Annotated in this window: 17 protein-coding genes; 8 read left to right on the top strand and 9 right to left on the bottom strand. The window is 61.8% G+C overall.

The window, feature by feature from the left end:
• Positions 1-92: 92 nt before the first annotated feature.
• From HCR84_RS16205 to HCR84_RS16195, 3 genes are all read left to right on the top strand, one after another.
• On the top strand, positions 93-395 hold the full coding sequence (locus tag HCR84_RS16205) for a nucleotide pyrophosphohydrolase (RefSeq protein ID WP_195706739.1): 303 nt from the start codon (positions 93-95) through the stop codon (positions 393-395).
• A complete protein-coding gene (locus HCR84_RS16200) occupies positions 382-2,136 on the top strand; it encodes a DUF2075 domain-containing protein (RefSeq protein WP_166979324.1) in 1,755 nt (584 codons plus the stop codon). Before HCR84_RS16205 ends, HCR84_RS16200 begins: the two co-directional genes overlap by 14 nt.
• Positions 2,137-2,453: 317 nt before the next feature.
• Positions 2,454-2,648, top strand: coding sequence for a hypothetical protein (locus HCR84_RS16195; RefSeq protein WP_166979326.1), 195 nt, complete (start codon positions 2,454-2,456; stop codon positions 2,646-2,648).
• A gap of 809 nt (positions 2,649-3,457) precedes the next feature.
• Here the strand turns inward: HCR84_RS16195 and HCR84_RS16190 are convergent.
• Together HCR84_RS16190 and HCR84_RS16185 are read right to left on the bottom strand one after the other, a co-directional pair.
• Positions 3,458-4,114, bottom strand: a complete 657-nt coding sequence (locus HCR84_RS16190; RefSeq protein WP_166979328.1) for an HAD family hydrolase — start codon at positions 4,112-4,114, stop codon at positions 3,458-3,460.
• Positions 4,115-4,311: 197 nt separating this feature from the next.
• Positions 4,312-4,878 carry a TetR/AcrR family transcriptional regulator gene (locus HCR84_RS16185; RefSeq protein WP_166979330.1) on the bottom strand — a complete coding sequence of 189 codons (567 nt, stop codon included), beginning with the start codon at positions 4,876-4,878 and terminating at the stop codon, positions 4,312-4,314.
• A 95-nt stretch (positions 4,879-4,973) separates the two neighbouring features.
• Here HCR84_RS16185 and HCR84_RS16180 point away from each other — a divergent pair, with 95 nt between their 5' ends.
• Complete coding sequence (locus HCR84_RS16180) at positions 4,974-5,963, top strand: NAD(P)-dependent alcohol dehydrogenase (protein WP_244972519.1); 990 nt, start codon at positions 4,974-4,976, stop codon at positions 5,961-5,963.
• Here HCR84_RS16180 and HCR84_RS16175 read toward each other — a convergent pair.
• From HCR84_RS16175 to HCR84_RS16160, 4 genes are read right to left on the bottom strand one after another with little or no spacing between them, the layout of a single operon-like run.
• Positions 5,938-6,630 carry an N-acetylmannosamine-6-phosphate 2-epimerase gene (locus HCR84_RS16175; RefSeq protein WP_166979332.1) on the bottom strand — a complete coding sequence of 231 codons (693 nt, stop codon included), beginning with the start codon at positions 6,628-6,630 and terminating at the stop codon, positions 5,938-5,940. The genes HCR84_RS16180 and HCR84_RS16175 overlap by 26 nt on opposite strands.
• Positions 6,627-7,517 carry a carbohydrate ABC transporter permease gene (locus tag HCR84_RS16170; protein ID WP_166979334.1) on the bottom strand — a complete coding sequence of 297 codons (891 nt, stop codon included), beginning with the start codon at positions 7,515-7,517 and terminating at the stop codon, positions 6,627-6,629. Before HCR84_RS16170 ends, HCR84_RS16175 begins: the two co-directional genes overlap by 4 nt.
• The gene (locus HCR84_RS16165) at positions 7,504-8,469 is read right to left on the bottom strand and encodes a carbohydrate ABC transporter permease (protein ID WP_244972518.1); all 966 of its coding nucleotides are present in this window, start codon (positions 8,467-8,469) and stop codon (positions 7,504-7,506) included. Before HCR84_RS16165 ends, HCR84_RS16170 begins: the two co-directional genes overlap by 14 nt.
• Before the next feature lie 7 nt (positions 8,470-8,476).
• Positions 8,477-9,766: an ABC transporter substrate-binding protein gene (locus tag HCR84_RS16160; protein WP_166979336.1), complete on the bottom strand. Its 1,290-nt coding sequence runs from the start codon at positions 9,764-9,766 to the stop codon at positions 8,477-8,479.
• A 132-nt stretch (positions 9,767-9,898) separates the two neighbouring features.
• Here HCR84_RS16160 and HCR84_RS16155 point away from each other — a divergent pair, with 132 nt between their 5' ends.
• Both HCR84_RS16155 and HCR84_RS16150 read left to right on the top strand, forming a co-directional pair.
• Positions 9,899-10,621, top strand: a complete 723-nt coding sequence (locus HCR84_RS16155; RefSeq protein ID WP_166979338.1) for a GntR family transcriptional regulator — start codon at positions 9,899-9,901, stop codon at positions 10,619-10,621.
• Positions 10,622-10,635: 14 nt separating this feature from the next.
• Positions 10,636-12,144, top strand: a complete 1,509-nt coding sequence (locus HCR84_RS16150; RefSeq protein ID WP_166979340.1) for a DUF4127 family protein — start codon at positions 10,636-10,638, stop codon at positions 12,142-12,144.
• Between the two features lie 40 nt (positions 12,145-12,184).
• Here HCR84_RS16150 and HCR84_RS16145 read toward each other — a convergent pair whose 3' ends face one another.
• From HCR84_RS16145 to HCR84_RS16135, 3 genes are read right to left on the bottom strand one after another with little or no spacing between them, the layout of a single operon-like run.
• Positions 12,185-12,736, bottom strand: a complete 552-nt coding sequence (locus tag HCR84_RS16145) for a PIN domain-containing protein (protein ID WP_166979342.1) — start codon at positions 12,734-12,736, stop codon at positions 12,185-12,187.
• 1 nt (position 12,737) lies between these two features.
• Positions 12,738-13,253, bottom strand: coding sequence for a helix-turn-helix domain-containing protein (locus tag HCR84_RS16140; protein WP_166979344.1), 516 nt, complete (start codon positions 13,251-13,253; stop codon positions 12,738-12,740).
• A 44-nt stretch (positions 13,254-13,297) separates the two neighbouring features.
• A complete protein-coding gene (locus tag HCR84_RS16135) occupies positions 13,298-13,681 on the bottom strand; it encodes a MerR family transcriptional regulator (RefSeq protein ID WP_166979346.1) in 384 nt (127 codons plus the stop codon).
• A gap of 215 nt (positions 13,682-13,896) precedes the next feature.
• On the opposite strand from HCR84_RS16135, the gene HCR84_RS16130 reads away from it, so the two are divergent.
• Together HCR84_RS16130 and HCR84_RS16125 are read left to right on the top strand one after the other, a co-directional pair.
• Positions 13,897-14,334, top strand: coding sequence for an HIT family protein (locus HCR84_RS16130; protein WP_166979348.1), 438 nt, complete (start codon positions 13,897-13,899; stop codon positions 14,332-14,334).
• A 115-nt stretch (positions 14,335-14,449) separates the two neighbouring features.
• The gene (locus tag HCR84_RS16125) at positions 14,450-15,142 is read left to right on the top strand and encodes an SDR family oxidoreductase (RefSeq protein ID WP_218043589.1); all 693 of its coding nucleotides are present in this window, start codon (positions 14,450-14,452) and stop codon (positions 15,140-15,142) included.
• The last annotated feature ends 55 nt before the right edge of the window (positions 15,143-15,197 follow it).

Here is a 15,197-nt window from a genome sequence, read left to right as displayed (position 1 = left end):
AGGCAACGGGTCACCTTGACTTATAAGATGACGGATTGCGCCAGGCCTCTGAGCGAGCAATTAGGCTGAGGAACGTGACTAGTGAAACAGTGATGTCCGCGTTGCGCGCATTCATCGTCGAGCGAGAATGGGCGCAGTTTCATTCGCCAGAGAACCTCGCGAAGTCGATTGCCATTGAGTCGGGGGAGCTTCTAGAGGAGTTCCAATGGTCTCCAGAATTCGACACCGATCGAGTACGCCTTGAGCTCGCCGATGTCTTGACCTACTGCTACGAGCTCGCCGACCGATTGGGCGTGGATCCGGACGAAATAGTGCTCGAGAAGCTTGAGATCACTCGAGAGAAGTACCCCGTCGAGGCTGCTCGTGGGCGGAGTGCCAAGTATGACCAGCTTTGAGATCGAGAAGATCCCTTTCGACGCTGACAGCATCCGAGACTATCCCGACCCCACGGGGCGATTGACTAACTGGCCTGCGGTGTATGCAATCAACAACCACAAGGATGTATACGTAGGCGAAACCGGAAGTGCCCTTCTTCGAATGGCTCAGCACACACGAGATCCTAAAAAGAAGCACCTCGATGTCGCGCGGATTCTTCTCGACGACACCTTTCACCGGTCGGCCTGTTACGACCTAGAGTCGCTGCTCATTCAATGGTTTTACTCTGATGGCGAATACACGGTCATCAATGCGAATGATGGGCACCGCAACGAACAGTATGCCGGTCGTCAGGCTTTTCAGACGCGATTCCGTGAGATTTTTGAGGAGCTCCGCAGTCGAGGCCTCTTTCGGCAGTCGCTCGAGGCGATCGAGAACAGTGATTTCTTCAAGCTCTCGCCCTTCAAGTCGCTCGTCCCTGACCAGGAGCGCGCAGTTCACGACATTCTGGAAGCTCTATTCGACGATTTCGAAAAGAGTCAATCAACGACGATGGTCGTCTCAGGCAATCCCGGTACGGGCAAGACTGTCATTGGCATCTCGCTAGTGAAGACTCTTCGAGACATCGAAGCTGCGCGCGGTATTGACGACGCCGAGCAAGGGAGCTCAATTTCGGACTTCTTTGCAGGAGGCTATCCGGAGGCGCTCGTGGGACTTCGAGTGGGAATGGTCATTCCCCAGCAGTCGCTCCGATCGTCGATTGGCCGCGTGTTCGATCGCGCTCCCGGTCTTGACCGCTCGATGGTGCTCACTGCATTCGACGTGGGAAAGGCCTCCGAACCATACGACGTTCTCATTGTCGATGAGGCGCATCGTTTGAATCACCGCGCGAATCAGGCGTCGGGCATGCTCAATAAGAGTTTCGAGAAGATCAACGAGCGTCTCTTCGGCTCAGACTCACTGGAGATTACCCAACTGGACTGGATTCGCAAGCAAAGCAAACACAGCATCTTGTTGATGGATGCTGAACAAAGCGTTCGCCCCGCGGATCTTCCGCCGGAGGTGGTCGGCGAAGTCATCGGTGAAGCGAAGGCTAGTCATCACTTCTTCCCGCTGCAGACACAGATGCGGGTGAAGGCTGGCGAGGAATACGTGCGATTCGTGAGAGACGTGCTGGCAGGGGCTCCGGCTCCGTTACCGGACCTCGGGGAGTACGAATTCCTCCTGTTCGATGAAGTCAGTGTGATGGAGGCCGCGATTCGTAAGCGAAACCAGAGATTTGGGCTTGCAAGGTTGGTTGCTGGCTATGCGTGGGAATGGAAGTCTGATCCGAAGAAGAAGGGGATGAAACGTATCCCTCTTGCGAAAAGGCCCTACGATATCGAAATTGAAGACCGCTGCTGGCGTTGGAACTCCGCGGACACAGATTGGATCAACTCGCCAGCCGCTTTGGACGAGGTTGGTTCGATTCATACCGTGCAGGGGTACGACCTCAATTACGCAGGGGTCATCATTGGCCCGGACCTACGCTTCGATGCGAAAAGCGGCAAGATTTGGTTTGACCGAACTCACTACTTCGACAAGAAGGGCATCGAGAACAACCCGAAGCGTGGGATCTCGTATACGGACGCCGACATCGAGCGATACGTGAAGAACGTCTACGCTGTGCTGCTCACCCGTGGAATTCGGGGCACCTTCGTCTATGTCTGCGACGAGCCGCTTCGGGAGCACCTTCGCGGATTTATCCCGACTGTCCCGTAGTCAAATTGCTGTACGCGAAATGAGATGCTTCGAACCTGGTTACTGCACCATTGTCGCTCGCCAAGTGAGACCATCGTCCCGTCAATCCTCGACGCCATCGGCCAAATTTCCATGCTGGTACTCGCGATGTTTAGCTACCTCAGCGTTGTTGTTTTAGAGGATCTTCTCGATCACGTTACTAGAATCGAAGGGGCTCGCAACCCATATCTCGCTTCTCATCACGATGCCGTTCCCCTGTGGAATAGCAAACCTAATGCACCCAGAACTGGGTGCAGAACCGGCGAGCGTACCTAAACATGCTTCATTAGGCTCAGCGTATGCCTCTCATCAAGCAGCAGGACGTAATTAGCGTCGTCGGTTCAGGCCATGACCGCGCAATACTCGAACTCAAGAAGGTGCTCAAGGAGTACCCGCCTGTTAAAGTCGTCGCGATCTCAACTCAGGATGTGCTGAACCCTCTGGGACGCGGTGCACTCGCCGTGAGGTTGACCGCGGTTGTTGAGACTGTGTGATGAGTGGACGGCCTTATTCAGAGCGGCCGGCCGCCCGAGCTAGAACGGCAGCTCCAAAGCCTCAAGTAGCTAGCGCCCGAAGTCGAAGCACGCAGCTTTCTCAAACCGCGAAAGCATCTGGACGCGCAGGGTCCAGTGCTGCAGCGTCGACCAAGAAAGAGCCTAAAAAGAGGCGACCTTGGTTTTTGTTCTCCTCGTTCTTCTTTATCCCGTGTGTAATCGTATTGTCAGTGGGGCTCTACTGGTGGACGAATCAGGCAGTTTCGAGTGGGGCGGAAGATGACCCTGTCGAAAGTCCAACGCTGAGTTCGTGCGAGAGTTCGATCAAAGGCGCGGCAGATGCGTTCGAATTGAACGATGGTGGAGAGGATCTCCTGATTGAGTCGGCTAGTACATGTGAGTCTGTCGAAGAATGGGTATCGGCAGTGAAGACCTGGCCTGCATCAATGGGGTATGACGACGCGTCCATAGTTGACCCGCATTACGACTTGGCGGGAATATGCGGCCAGACTACGGGGCCCGTGTGTCAGGACGCTCGTGAAAGCGGCGTTCTTGATTGACAGCTGGTTATACGCGGACTGCGCCGAGCTAGCTGGACAAAAGACCGTCTTGAATGCAATTCACCCGGTGCTTTGCCTGAAAGTGCCCTGAGCTCGAGTGGATGCGGCGTCAGCAGCAATCTAATTGTTGGCATTGGAGTATCACCGGTGTCGCTAGGGCTTGCCTAGTGCGTCAGCCCTTAGGGATATCCGAGCGGGGCGGTGCTCAATAGCCGGCGGCGCGCAATGTCGCAAGCTGGAAATCGCCCTTCAGCGGGATAGCTCGTCGACGAGGGGCGGGAGGTCCGCCATCGACCGGAAGACCGTGATGTCTGGTCTGTCGAACCAGCCTGCGGGCGTCATGTCGGTCTCGTACGCGAGGACCGTCATGCCCGCTGCGCGTGCGGCTTGCACGCCGAACCGGCTGTCTTCGACGGCGATGCAGCGATCCGGTGCCACGCCGAGCGTCTCGGCGGCCCTGAGGTATACGTCGGGTGCAGGCTTGCCGTTCGGCACGTCTTCGGCGCTGCTGATGCGCCCGGCGAATCGGTCGAAGAGCCCGACGGTTGTCAGCGACGACCGGATTCGCTCGTGTCGGCTGTTGGACGCGACCGCCGTGGGGAGATCAATGCGATCGAGGGCGTGTGAGATTCCCCGGATTTCTCGAAGGTCTTCGGCGAATGCCTTCTCGTACCACGGCTCGTACGGGTCGGCCCAGTCGGCGGCGAGCGTGCGCCCGAGGTTTCTCTCGACTTCTGCGATGTAGTGCTCGTGGGAGCATCCCATGAACGACTCGACGAGCGTGGGGAGGTCGGCCTCCCAGCCCAGGTCGGCGAGGACCTTCTGCCCGATCTTCAGCGAGAGGACTTCGCTGTCGACGAGGACCCCATCGCAGTCGAAGACCACGGCATCAATGTCACTTCGCACGGGACATCCGTTCTCGGCCCTTCACGGCCGCCTAGATTCTCGATTGTGCACATCAACGTTGCAACGCACGAACCTCGTTCGCGCTCATCGCGAGCCATCTTACTGAGCGAATCTCTACTGGAGCCGGGTACGAGGCGAGACGCTCACGAAAGTGCTCGGCTTCGCTGCGTCGTGGGTGCTTCGCGCTCAGTCAGACGTCACGTCGACCGTTTGATGCCGTGCGCGAGGTGGTCGATGAACGTGCGCGTCCGAGAGAGCGCATGGCGCGGGTCGGCGCTGGTGATGCCGTTCAGCGCCGCGAGGATTAGCAACACGTCGGCGACCTCGAACTCAGGACGCACAATTCCGGCATTGCGCAGCCGCGCAACAAGAGTCGTGAGGTTTCGGACGGCTTTCAGTTGCAGCTCTTCGTACACCGGGATCGTGTGGCTCTGAGCGCGGATCGCGTCGGATAACCCGGGATTTTCGATCTCGAGCTGCACCACGGTTTCGAGTGCCGTCACGAACCCGCGCCAGGGATCAGCATCCGCGACCGCGTCGTCGAGCACGGCGATGCGGTGGCGCGCCTGGTCGCCGAGCATCGCAGTGAGCAGATCGTCGCGAGAGGGAAAGTGCCGGTAGAGCGTCGCCGTACCCACGCCCGCGATGCGCGCAATCGTGGTCACCGGAGCGGCCGGGCCGTATTCGCGAAAAGCGACGCGCGCAGCGTCGATGATCCGCACTCTGTTCTGCGCGGCATCCTTTCTGGCCGTGCGCGGCGACATGTGGCTCCTGTTCTGAGAGATCGGCAGGTGACTTCATCCCACTTTGCGAAAAGCAGGTGGTCATGCCCGTTTTGCAATCTAGCATCGACAACGACATGAGAAGAGAGCTCCCGATGAACCAGAGCATGCGCGTTGCCGTGCACGACCGATACGGTCCACCCGAAGTTCTACACGTCTCCACGGCGCCTCGGCCCGCGCCGGGCTCGGGGCAGCTGCTCGTGCGGGTGCGCGCATCAACGGTCAACGGCGGTGAGGTGATCGGGCGTCAAGGGCGCCTGAAGCTCATCACGGGGAGGCGATTCCCGCGACAGATCGGAATCGACCTCGCCGGCGAAATCGTCGCGCTCGGCACCGACGTTTCGGAGTTCGAGATCGGCGACGCGGTGTGGGGCGCCGTCGACGAGCGAGGTGATGCCGGCGCGGCCGCGGAGTACGTGGCTGTCGACGTGACGCAGCTCTCACACGCGCCAGCGCACCTCACCCCGATCGAAGCGTCGTCGCTTCTCGCCGGTGGAAACACCGCGCTGGTGGCGTTGCGAGACACCGTCTCACTCGCCTCGGGCGAGCGCGTGCTCATCCGCGGGGCCGCTGGCGGAGTCGGCAGCGTCGCCGTGCAGGTTGCGAAAATGCTTGGCGCCCACGTCACTGGGTTAGCGAGCCTCGCGACCGCCGACTTCGTGCGCAGTCTCGGCGCAGATGAGATCGTGGACTACCACACGCCGCCCGACGAGCTGGGTGAGTTCGACGTCGTGTTCGACACCCGAGGGACGAGGCTGCGAGACTTTCGTCGGCTCCTCGCTCGCGGGGGTCGGATGATCACGATCGCCTTCGACATTGACAGTCCACTGAGAAGCCTCGGGTACATCGCCGTCTCTGCCATCCATGCTTCCCGACGGGTCCGTTTGTTCCTCGGGCATCCCAATGGGGTGCTCTTCACGACGCTCGCTCAGGCCGCTGATGCAGGACGCCTGAAGCCGGTCGTCGATTCTGTGTTCCCGTTGGAAAGGATCGCCGAAGCCCACGCTCAGCTTGAGCGCGGCGGAGTTCGCGGCAAAGTCGTCATCGATGTTGGTGAGCCCCGCTAGCGGCGACCGCCTTCGCATACCGTGAGGACGTGACGAGGGGGTCGGTGAGGGCGCGGCCCACCACCGCGGCATAGGCTCCGAGTTCGAGCGCGTGCACGACATCGGCTGGCGTGCGCAGGCGGCCCTCCGCGATCACACGGATGCCGCGGGCGGCGAGCTGCTCGATGAGCGCGAAGTCGGGGGCGTCGGAATCGCCGCGGGTGTACGGGGTGTAGCCCGACAGCGTGGTGCCGACGACGTCGGCACCGGCATCCGATGCTCTGACTCCTTCGTCGAGGTTCGACACGTCGGCCATGACGGGCAACCCCGTCAGCTCGCGGACGGCACCGATGATGGACAGGTCGCCGCCGCGCAGCTCGCGCGAGGTGTCGAGGGCGATGATGTCGGCGCCGGCGTTCGCGAGCTCGATCGCGTGCTCGACAAGAGGGGTGATCACGTCACGGATGCCGTTATGCACCTTGTGCAGCCCGATGATCGGCAGGTCCGTGATCTCGCGGACTGCTCGGACGTCGGCAGCGCTGTTGATGCGCAACCCGTCGGCCCCACCGAGCACGGTTGCGTGGGCGAGGGCGGCGATCATGTTGCTGTCGCGCAGGGGACTGCCGTCGTCTGCCTGCACGGAGGCGATGAAACCGTGCTGCAGTCGGGCGATGGCGCCGCCCGTCACTTGATGGCTCCTGCGCTGATGCCGCCGATGAAGAACTTCTGGCCGATGAGGAAGATGATCAGCGCCGGGAGGGTGAACATGGTGCACGCAGCCATGAGCGGGCCCCAGGCGACGTCGTTCTCGCCGAAGAAGGCGTAGAGGCCGATAGACAAGGTGTACGTCGATTCGTCGTTGAGGTAGATGAGCGGGTTGAGAAAGTCGGTCCACGCCCACACGAACTGGAAGACCGCCGCGGTGACGATCGCCGGCCGGGCGATAGGCAGCACGATTGTGGCGTAGGTGCGCAGCTCGGATGCTCCGTCGAGACGTGCCGCCTCGAGGAGGTCGTCTGGAACATTCATGAGGAACTGCCGAATGAGGAAGATGAAGAACGGCGTTCCGAGAAATGCCGGAACGACGAGCGGCAGATACGTGTTCGTGGCGCCGAGGCCGTTCCAGATGAGGAACAGCGGAATGAGCGTCACCTGCGGGGGCAGCATCATCGTGGCGAGCACCATGATGAACAGCGGCTTCGCCCCGGCCCACTTCACTTTCGAGAGCGCGTAGGCGACGAGCGGACATGCCAGCACCGTGCCGAGAACGCTGAGCCCCGCGACGAGCATGGTGTTGCCGAGGTAGCGCCACACCGGAATCTGCTCGAACGCCTTCGTGAAGTTGTCGAACGTCCACTCGCTGGGAATGAGGCTCGGCGGCGAGCTGAAGACGTCTTGCGGCGCCTTGAGCGCCGTCGAGACCATGACGAGCAGGGGAAAGAGAAACACGAGGGCGAGCACGATGATGAGGCCGTGCTGGCGCAGTCTGCGCAGCATCTTCGGCGTGCGCTTGGCCACCGGCAGCTCGCGCGGCGAGCCGGCACCCGTCATGATCTGCGTGCTATTTAGAGCCATAGTGCACCCACCGTTTCGACGAGGCCAGCACGACAAGCGTGACGATGAGCGTGACGATGAACAGCACCCAGGCCATGGCGGAGGCGTAACCCATCTTGAGGTACACGAACGCGTTCTGGTAGAGGTACATGGCATACGTCAGCATCGACTGGTCGGGGCCGGAGCTGATGTTGTTGAGCCGCTCCTGCGCGAGCACGTAGGGCTCGGTGAAGATCTGCAAGTAGGCGATGAGGCACACGATCACCTGAAAGAGAGTGACGGGCGACACCGTCGGCCACGTGACGTTGAGAAATCGGCGCCACGGGCCGGCGCCATCAATGGATGCCGCCTCGTAGAGTTCGTGCGGAACATCCTTGAGCGCGGCGAGGTAGATGATCATGGTGCCGCCGACCGTCCAGAGCACGACCAGCACGATCGCGGGCTTCGTCCAGTCCGGCTCTTGCAGCCAGCTCGGACCCGTGATGCCGAACCACGAGAGGAAGTAGTTGACGAAGCCGTACTGCGTGTTGAGCAGCCACCGCCAGAGATAGCCACCGACGACGATGGGGATGATCGAGGGGAGGTAGATGACCGCTCGGTAGAGCGGCTGCCCCTTGATGGGAGTGTTGAGCAGGTGCGCCCCACCCAGCGCGATGGCGATGGTGAGGGGCACACCCAAGACGGCGAGCACGAGCGTGTTGGCGAGTGACTTCCAGAACACGTCGTCGTTCGCCATCTGCTCGTAGTTGTCGAGCCCGACCCAGTCCGGGGACTGGAAGAGGTTGAAGTCCGTGAAGCTGTAATAGCCCGACGCGAGGATGGGGTAGGCGAAGAGCCCCAGGAATCCGACGATGAACGGCGACGCGAACGCCACGCCGATCCAGAACGACCGGCGATTGCGCCGCGGATGCTTCGAGCCCTCCGTCCTTCGCGTCGAGCGGGCCTCAGGGCGTCGCCTCGTGAGCATCGACATCAGCGGGTCACTTCGTGTAGTTCTCGGTGCGCGTCGTGACGTACTCCAGCGCCTTCTCGGCATTCGAGTTGCCGCGCACGACGTCATCAAATGCATTGCCGAGATCTGTGGCGTATTCAGCGCTGTAGGGCGCGCTCGCCAGAGACTGGGCATTCGGGCTCGTGAGTGCGTCGGCCCAGACCTCGAAGTTTTCCAGATCGCTGTACGCATCACTGTCGAGAAGCGAGGTGCGGGCCGGCAAGTTGCCGAGTGTGAGGCTGAACTTCTCCATCACCTCGGGGGAGAGCAGGTAGGAGAGGAACTGCGCGGCTTCATCCTTGTGCTTGGAGTTGGTGGGGATGAACAGCGTGCTCGAGGTGACCTGCGTTGCGTTCTCGAGCTCAGGTGTTGCGGCCGGAATCGCGGTGACGCCCCAGTCAAGCTCGGGCGCGACCTCGCCAGCCGATGCTGAGCGCCACTCACCGTCGATGATCATGGCGGCCTTGCCGCTGAAGAACGAGTCCTCTGCCGAGAGGTACTGGCCCTCGCCGGCCTTGAAGTCGGCGAGATTGTCGGCGCCGACGAGGTCGACGACGTTCTTCTGCCACCAGTCGACGGCCTCGATGTTGCCGGCGTCGGTGGGTGTCGGGCCGTTCTTGTCGCTCCACGATCCACCAAACGCGAAGCCCATTGTGGTGAGCGTGGTCGTGGTGTTTGCGTCGCCGATGCCGATCTGGGTGATCTTGCCCGCGTCGTCGGTGACGGTGAGCTTCTCAACAGCATCCGCGAGCTCGTCCATCGTTGTGGGCGGCTCGACGCCTGCCTCGTCGAGGAGCGTCTTGTTGTAGAGCAACTGGAAACTGTGCACCGCGATGGGCAGGGCGTAGGTCTGGCCGTCGTGCTCCATCTGGTCGAGCGCGGCCGGCGCAAAGTCGTCGAGGTCGATGCCCTCCGACTCGATGTACTCGTCGAGCGGAGCGAGAACGCCCTTCGCCGCCCACGAGCCGACGTTCTCACCGAAGTTGTCTGAGATGTCGAACGAGCCGTTTGACGACGACATCGATGTGAGCTGCTTCTGCTGGTCGGGGCTCGAAACTCCCTTGACGACGATGTCGTCTTGACTCGCGTTGAAGTCGTCGATGATCGTCTCGAGAACCTTGGCCTCGGGTCCAGACCAGAGATACGAGAACTTGAGCGTCGTCGGGCCGTCGGATTCACCGCCTCCCGAGCATCCGGCCAGCGCGAGCGCTGCTGTCGTGGCGATCGCTATGGCGCCCAATCGGCGCGAGCGTGAGGTTGTGAAGAAGCTGTTCTTCATGGTGCCCTTTCCATCTTTGGCTATGGCAGAGAGTAAACTGGTATATACCAATTAAAGCGGATGTCGAGAATATTGACACAGAAGTACCTCGCACGTCAAGATTGGTCATAACCATTTTGCAAAGGAGCCGATGTGTCGGGGACAGCGCGTCAGACAAAGCACACACAGGTGCGTGAGTACCTCGTCGATCTCATTTCCGCTGGTCTGCAGCCCGACGAGCGCCTGCCAACCGAGCGCGACCTGGCAGAGGCGCTCGGCGTCACACGCGTCACCGTTCGCAAGGCACTCGATGATCTCGAGAAGGACCACCTCGTCTACCGCATCCAGGGTGCGGGCACCTTTGTGAGCGAGCCGCGCATCAGCAAGACCTTCGAGTTTCACTCGTTCTCTGAAGACATGCTCGCGCGTGACCTCACGCCGGGGTCGTCGGAGACGCAGATCACCCTCGAGGGTGCCGGAGGGCGCATCGGGTTCGCCCTCGGCCTCAGCCCCGCCGAGGAGGTCGTGCACATCATGCGCGTGCGCACGGCTGACGGTCGCCCCATGTGTCTCGAGCACTCCTATGTTCCCGCAGCCCTCGTCCCCGGCCTCGCCAACGGCATGACCGAAGACTCGCTTTACCGCGAACTGCGCGACCGCTACGGCATTCGCCCCGAGCGCGCCGACCAGACGATTCACGCCGTCGTTCTCGACGAGGCGACGGCAGAGCTGCTGCGGGTTCCGCCGTTCTCGCCCGCGTTCAACGTGCAGCGCACCGCGTTCGACCAGCGCGGCCGCGCCATCGAGTACGCCGAGTCGCTCTACCGGGGCGACCGCTACTCGTACGACCTCTCGATCAACCGACTTTCCACCTGACCAGACAGGATGCAATGAACTCCACCGACCGCCGAATCGCCCTGCTGCCCCTCGACGATCGCCCCGTCAACGTGCTGCTGCCCGGGGACGTCGCCAACGTCGCCGGCGTCGCCCTCGACGTGCCCGACACGGCAATGCTGCCCGCCTACCGGCAATCCGGCGACACGGATGCTCTCGCCGCCTGGCTGCGCGAGAGGGCGAGCGACCCGAACACGACGCACCTTGTCGTCTCGATCGACATGCTGCTCTACGGAGGGCTGATCGCGAGTCGAACGTCGCACGACTCGGTGCGCGACGTCGTTGCACGGCTCGATGTGCTGCGCGAGATCAAACGGTCGCGGCCCGAGCTCACCATCTTCGCCGTCAGCCTCGTGATGCGCGCGAGCAACTCGTACTCAAATGCCGAAGAGCCCGAGTACTGGAAGGACTACGGCAAAGACCTGCACACGCTGGGCGGCGCCCTGCACCAGCAGCTCGACAGCACGGTCACCGATCAGCTCGATTCGCTGATCGACGTGCCAGACGGCATCCTCTCTGACTACGCCTCGCGCCGCGCGCGCAATCACATGGTGAACATGAACGCGCTGCTGCTGCGCAACGAGGGCACCATCGACTTTCTCGCGATCACGGCAGACGACACAGCCACGTTCGCTGCCGGCTCGGCCGAGCAGGTGTGGCTGCGGCACTGGATGCGCTTTCTTCCCGGCGCGCGGGACGCGCTCATGTACCCCGGGGCAGACGAAGTGGGCGCCGCTCTCGTCGCCCGCGCCATCGCGTCGGTCGATCGCATTCACCCGTCATTCGCCGCGCGCACCGCGCAAGAGGGCGGGTTCGACCGGGTACCGCCGTTCGAAAACGGTCCTCTCGGTGAGTCTGTCGATCGGCAGATTCGCGCAGCCGGGGCGGAGCGCGCCGAGTCCGAGGCCGACATCGTGCTGGTGCTGCATGCGCCCGACCCCGAGCGGCACGACATGTTTCGCGGGTACCCCGAGACGCCAGACCTGGATGCCGCCGACGCCACCGTCGAGCTGGTGCGGCGCTCTCTCGATGAGGGCAGCCGTGTGGCGCTCGCCGACGTGCGGTTTCCCAACGGCGCAGACGCCGAGTTGCTCACGCGTCTCGCCGCCGCGGGGCTGCTCGAGCACCTCGAGGCGTTTGGCGCCTGGAACACCGCAGGTAACACGATCGGCAGCGTCATCGCACTGTGCGTTGCGGGCGAGGCGGGGCGTGCGTCGGGCAGCTTCGATGCCGATGCGTCGCGGCGGGCGCTGCTCACGCGTCTGCTCGACGACTACGCGTACCAGGCGGTGATCCGCAGCGAGAAGGGCGCGGATCTCTTCCCCGACCGCTTCCCGCTCGCCGACGACTCGCGCGTCGATCACGCCCGTTCGGTCATTCGTGACGACATGAACCGGATGCTGCGCGACACCCTCCCGGGTGGCGACTGGACGGTCACGTCACTGACGTTGCCGTGGCGCCGTAGCTTCGAGGTCGCGATCAGGCTCGACCGCGTAGAGGTGTGATGCATCTCGATCGGTGCTGAGGTATCGGTCGCGACTTTTGTCAGGAATCCAGATAGCGAAACGCTTCGGTCGCAAATTGTGGCACCCCTGATTTCACGAGAAAGGTGAGAAGCTCTGGTGCCGAGAGGTGCGGGTTCTGGCAGTCCCGGGACCAGGCTGCGAGTGCGCTTGTCACCTGTCCCGGGTATAGGTCAAGCTGATCAAGGAGAAACTGGTCTGGGTGTACCGCTTCAATGTCGAGACTGACTAACGATGCGGGCGGGAAGTCGTCGAGATTGAAGGTGACCAGTACTTGCGCGCCACCCCGAATAGCTGCGGCAAGAACATGTCTGTCTTTATCGTCGCAGGTCATCCCCGGGATAAGTGATTCATATCCCGCCACGAGGGCATCAGGGAAACTCTCTCGCATACTTGAGAGTCGATGTTCGACTGCCGCGGTTTCGAACCGAAGCAGAAGATTCTTGCTCAGCTCCCCAAGGATCGCCTCCGACCAGAGTGGCCGGTAGATTCGTCGCTCTGCGAGTCGGAGAAAAAAGTCGCAAAGATATCCGCCATACAAGACATTCGTGTCGAGTAGTGCGGGGAATGACATTTCAGTCGTCGAACTCGCTCATCCGCTTGAGGCTCGGAAGTTCTACGTCTGCGAGCAAAGGTTCCATCTGTTGTGTCGTTCGCGTGATTTCTGCCAGGGATGCTCGTGTTTGTGACTGCTGTCTCTCGCTGAACGCGAGGACATTCTTGAGCTCCACTCTGCGATGCCTGCCAACAAGCGAGAAGGGAATCTCTCCGCGCTCCAAATAGGTGACCAGCGTCGGGCGTGAGATCCCGAGAAAATCTGCTGCTTCTTGCGTCGTGAGTGTCATTTGGTTCGGGACGACAGTCACTCCGCTTCCCTGTGCGAGAGCGTTTGCAACCTGCACAAGTACCGCGAAGATCTCGTCTGGAACATCTCGTTTCTGACCATCGGGTCCGACGAGCTGCGCCGTACGCTGTTCTCCGGGGCTTGGCTCGCTCGTGCGGAGGATCCTGGCGAAGTCAATCACCTCGCGGCGTTGTTCAGTCGCGGGAGGTAAATAGGTACGCGGACGAGCTGTCGCTGATCCAGTCATACACTCAGTGTAATCGAAATAAACGAAAATGCGTAGCGTTGCGACTATGCGCCAATCGACTCGTGAGCCTCATTCTCTGGGGCGATGGTCCGCTGCGCCGAGTCGATGAGGTCGGTGAGGCGCTGCTCCATGCGCATCAGCTCGCCGGCGCGCTGCGCGATGTGTTCGCGCTGCGCCGTGAGCTTCGCGATGGTGTATGGCGTTGCGATGCGCGAGTTCACGCACGAAAGTTGGTCGCGAATGACCTCAGTCGTGAGGCCCGCGCGAATGAGGTGCTGAATGAACTCGACGCGTTCGATGGCCGACTCGGGGTACCGCCGCTGGCCCCCTGCGGTGCGTTCTGAGACCAGCAGCCCGCTCTGCTCGTAGTACCGAACAACGCGCGGGGTGACTCCTGCTGCGGTGGCGACTGCTCCGATGCTTAGCACTGCCCGATCCTCTCTGCGAGAGCGCCTCTCGTCGCGGATTGACGCTGACGTTAGCATCATGATCTACGGTGACTGTAACGTTCCGTCCGGAGCGCCGGAGTTCCGGCCACTCACCATCGCGTCAACGGTTTCAGTCGCCAAACTGTTCCCCGCACCACCGGCTTCGGTGCGTTCGAGTGAAAGCGCAGCTCGTGAAAACGAAAGGACATTGATCTATGACTACCTTGTTCTCGCGAATTATCGCCGGAGATCTCCCCGGGCGGTTCGTCTGGAACGATCCCGAGGTCACAGCGTTTCTCAGCACCTCGCCATTGAAGCCAGGTCACACGCTCGTCGTCCCGCGGCTCGAGGTCGACCAGTGGACGGATGCCGACGGCGACACTCTGCGCCGGTGCATGGAGGTGGCTCAGGCAATTGGCAAAGGAGTGCAGCGGGCGTGGCATGCTCCGCGAGCCGGAGTCGTCATCGCCGGCTTCGACGTGCCGCACCTGCACATCCACGTCGCCCCGGTCTGGAGCATGTCTGATTTTGATTTCACCAACGTCTCGCTTGAGAAAGACGAGTCGGTGCTGGATGCCGCAGCGGAGAAGCTCCGGGCAGCTCTGCTCGAGCTCGGGTACGAGCAGGCCGCGGGCACGGAAGCTGGGGTCTGACGGCCCACGATTGCTCAGGACTTGACTCTGACGTTAGCGTCACATTCTACGGTGAGTGTGTCGCCGCCGCACCAGATGCGGAACCGGCGAGATCACACCGAAAGGAACAAGGGAAATGGTGGCACTCAACGGTGCAGTAGCGATTGTGTCGGGAGCGAACCGGGGCCTGGGGCGCGAGTTCGCTCGACAGCTCGTGGCGCGCGGCGCGCGGGTGTTCGCGGGGGCGCGCGACCCGCGGAACATCGACATTGACGGCGTCGAGGCGTTGCCCCTCGACATCACGAATGCCGAGCAGACCGCCGAGGCGGCACGCGTCGCGTCGACAGCATCCATTCTCATCAACAACGCCGGAGTCTCGACCCTTTCGCGACTGAGCGACGGCACGCTCGACGACATTCGCCGGGAGATGGAGGTGAACTACTTCGGCACCCTCAACATGGTGCGCGCGTTCGCTCCGGTGCTCGCGAGAAACGGCGGCGGCGCGATGCTGAATGTGTCGTCTGTGATGGCATGGCTCGCGCTCGATCACTCAAACTCGTATGGCGCGTCGAAGGCGGCGGTATGGGCGATGACGAATGGGCTGCGCGCTGAGTTGGCGGGTGCCGGAACGCAGGTGAGTTCGATGTTCATGGCCAGCACAGACACCGACATGACGAGTTCCTTCGACATTCCGAAGCACCGCCCCGAAGACATTGTGCGCATTGCGCTCGATGAGTTCGAGGCGGGCACGCTCGAGATTCTGGCCGACGACACGTCGGTGGACCTCAAGGCAGCACTGTCGGATGACCGCGGCTCGAACGCCGCGTAAGCGGGGCCACGCTCACGTCGCTGCGGGGCTGTTCTCTACTTTCGCTCGAACTCAT

This window comes from Paramicrobacterium fandaimingii, assembly GCF_011751745.2.
In the GTDB taxonomy this organism is placed as follows: Bacteria; Actinomycetota; Actinomycetes; order Actinomycetales; family Microbacteriaceae; genus Paramicrobacterium; species Paramicrobacterium fandaimingii.
This window is presented reverse-complemented; position numbering and strand designations above follow the sequence as displayed.

Excerpts from the sequence above, each read along its gene's own strand:
- HCR84_RS16145 (WP_166979342.1), bottom strand. The coding sequence starts at position 12,736 with ATGTCATTCCCCGCACTACTCGACACGAATGTCTTGTATGGCGGATAT.
- HCR84_RS16170 (WP_166979334.1), bottom strand. The coding sequence starts at position 7,517 with ATGGCTCTAAATAGCACGCAGATCATGACGGGTGCCGGCTCGCCGCGC.
- HCR84_RS16130 (WP_166979348.1), top strand. The coding sequence starts at position 13,897 with ATGACTACCTTGTTCTCGCGAATTATCGCCGGAGATCTCCCCGGGCGG.
- HCR84_RS16205 (WP_195706739.1), top strand. The coding sequence starts at position 93 with ATGTCCGCGTTGCGCGCATTCATCGTCGAGCGAGAATGGGCGCAGTTT.
- HCR84_RS16180 (WP_244972519.1), top strand. The coding sequence starts at position 4,974 with ATGAGAAGAGAGCTCCCGATGAACCAGAGCATGCGCGTTGCCGTGCAC.
- HCR84_RS16160 (WP_166979336.1), bottom strand. The coding sequence starts at position 9,766 with ATGAAGAACAGCTTCTTCACAACCTCACGCTCGCGCCGATTGGGCGCC.
- HCR84_RS16165 (WP_244972518.1), bottom strand. The coding sequence starts at position 8,469 with ATGTCGATGCTCACGAGGCGACGCCCTGAGGCCCGCTCGACGCGAAGG.
- HCR84_RS16140 (WP_166979344.1), bottom strand. The coding sequence starts at position 13,253 with ATGACTGGATCAGCGACAGCTCGTCCGCGTACCTATTTACCTCCCGCG.
- HCR84_RS16195 (WP_166979326.1), top strand. The coding sequence starts at position 2,454 with ATGCCTCTCATCAAGCAGCAGGACGTAATTAGCGTCGTCGGTTCAGGC.
- HCR84_RS16150 (WP_166979340.1), top strand. The coding sequence starts at position 10,636 with ATGAACTCCACCGACCGCCGAATCGCCCTGCTGCCCCTCGACGATCGC.
- HCR84_RS16185 (WP_166979330.1), bottom strand. The coding sequence starts at position 4,878 with ATGTCGCCGCGCACGGCCAGAAAGGATGCCGCGCAGAACAGAGTGCGG.
- HCR84_RS16125 (WP_218043589.1), top strand. The coding sequence starts at position 14,450 with ATGGTGGCACTCAACGGTGCAGTAGCGATTGTGTCGGGAGCGAACCGG.
- HCR84_RS16200 (WP_166979324.1), top strand. The coding sequence starts at position 382 with ATGACCAGCTTTGAGATCGAGAAGATCCCTTTCGACGCTGACAGCATC.